At 67.6% G+C, this 1,814-nt stretch carries 2 protein-coding genes; one reads left to right on the plus strand and one right to left on the minus strand.

All coding sequences use genetic code 11. The features are described 5' to 3' along the window. Window positions 1–120 precede the first annotated feature (120 nt). Window positions 121–906, minus strand: coding sequence for an SDR family NAD(P)-dependent oxidoreductase (locus BRAS3809_RS10140; protein ID WP_008961996.1), 786 nt, complete (start codon window positions 904–906; stop codon window positions 121–123). Between the two features lie 144 nt (window positions 907–1,050). Between BRAS3809_RS10140 and BRAS3809_RS10145 the strand changes: the two genes are divergently transcribed. Next, on the plus strand, window positions 1,051–1,758 hold the full coding sequence (locus BRAS3809_RS10145) for a histidine phosphatase family protein (RefSeq protein WP_008961997.1): 708 nt from the start codon (window positions 1,051–1,053) through the stop codon (window positions 1,756–1,758). Window positions 1,759–1,814: the final 56 nt, after the last annotated feature.

Raw genomic sequence — 1,814 nt, forward strand, 5'->3', positions numbered from 1 at the left:
TGTCCCGGGCATCCAAGTCGTTCTGCACATGCCGCTCGACGTGGATGGCCGGGACGGGCCCGGCCATGACGGAGGCGAGAGGAGGGGCTGATGCCGACACCTGCGCCTGAGGCGAGAGCCTTAGATCGGCTTCCCCGCATACGGCATCGATGCCGTGAGGCCGCCGTCGACCGGGAAGGCCTGGCCGTTGACGTAGGAGGCTTCGTCGCTGGCGAGAAACAGGCCCATGGCGGCGATCTCGTGCGGCTGGCCGGCGCGCTTCAAGGGATTGAGCTGGCCGATCTTGCCCTCGGTGCCGCGCTCTTTCGCGCCGTCGAAGATCGGCTTGGTCATGCCGGTCTCGATCAGGCCGGGACAGACCGCGTTGATGCGCACGCCGGTGCCGGACAGCGAATAGGCGGTGGTCTGCACCAGGCTGATGACGCCGGCCTTGCTGGCCGCATAGGGATGGCCGGAGGCGCCGGACTTCAGGCCGGCGACCGAAGCGGTGCAGACGATGGCGCCGCGCTGCTGCCGCACCATATGCGGCATGGCGTATTTCACCGCCAGGAACGGGCCGATCAGGTTGATGCGCAGGATCTCCTGCCAATGCTCGACGGTCTGCTCGGCGATCGGCTTGAGCCCGCCGGAGATGCCGGCATTGGCCCAGATCACGTCGAGCCTGCCATAGGTCGCGACCGCGCGGTCGATGAAGCCCGAGACATCCGCCTCGGAGCCGGCGTCGGCCAGCACGGCCTCCGCGATGCCGCCCTGCTGCTTGACGAGTTCGACGGTTTCCTTGACGCCGTCGGTGCGATCGACCGCGATCAGCCGTGCGCCTTCCTTCGTGAACATCAGGGACGCTGCGCGGCCGATGCCGCTGCCCGCGCCGGTGATGATGACGGATTTGCCTTCGAGGCGGCCCATGTTTCCTCCTGCTGTCCTTGTGATCAGTTGCGTGCCGCGCAACGGAATTCAAACGCCGTTTCAAACGTGCTGAAATCGCCAAGCGGCTTGAGACGACCTAGGCCTTCACGTACAGCGAGAGGCCAGCCGAGGGAAGGGTGAGCGATGACGAGTGATGGGAGCAAGCCATCTGTGGTCACCACGCGCTGGTGGTGGGTGCGCCACGCGCCGGTGCGCAGCGACGGCGGCAACATCTACGGCCAGTCCGACATCGCCTGCGACACCGGGGATCGCGAGGTGTTCGAGGCGGTGGCAAAAATCCTGCCGCGCAGCGCGGTGTGGTATGCGAGCAATCTGATGCGCACGCACCAGACCGCCGAGGCGATCTGGGCCGCCGGGTTTCCGCAGCCCCCCATGATGACCAAGGAAGCCGCCTTTGCCGAGCAGCATCTCGGACAGTGGCAGGGCATGAACCGTGCGGCGTTCCTGGCGAGCCGCCCCGCCGGCAGCAACTGGTTCGCCGCCATCGACGAGCCGGCCCCGGGCGGCGAGAGCTACATGGATTTGTACACGCGCGTCACCGCCGCGATCGCGCGCATCACGGTGGCGGAAGCCGGCCGCGACGTCATCGCGGTCGGACATGGCGGCACCATCAAGGCTGCGGTCGGGCTTGCTCTCGGCGGCCTCGTCGAGAAGGGCCTCGCCTTCGACATCGACAATTGCTCGGTGACCCGGCTCGATCACATCGCGGCCGGCGAGACCAGCACCTGGCGCCTGCCGATGGTCAATCAGCAGCCCTGGATCGCCGACGCCGCCCACCGCGCGATGCACCAGCCGGCCGGGCCGGAGGTGACGACGAGCAAGCTGGCGTGAGAGAGATCGTGAGCTGATGCGCGCGTCATCCACAACGTCGCTCGCCGCACGGGCAG

The sequence above is a fragment of the Bradyrhizobium sp. STM 3809 genome, from assembly GCF_000239795.1.
GTDB lineage: Bacteria > Pseudomonadota > Alphaproteobacteria > Rhizobiales > Xanthobacteraceae > Bradyrhizobium.

Excerpts from the sequence above, each read along its gene's own strand:
- BRAS3809_RS10140 (WP_008961996.1), bottom strand. The coding sequence starts at position 906 with ATGGGCCGCCTCGAAGGCAAATCCGTCATCATCACCGGCGCGGGCAGC.
- BRAS3809_RS10145 (WP_008961997.1), top strand. The coding sequence starts at position 1,051 with ATGACGAGTGATGGGAGCAAGCCATCTGTGGTCACCACGCGCTGGTGG.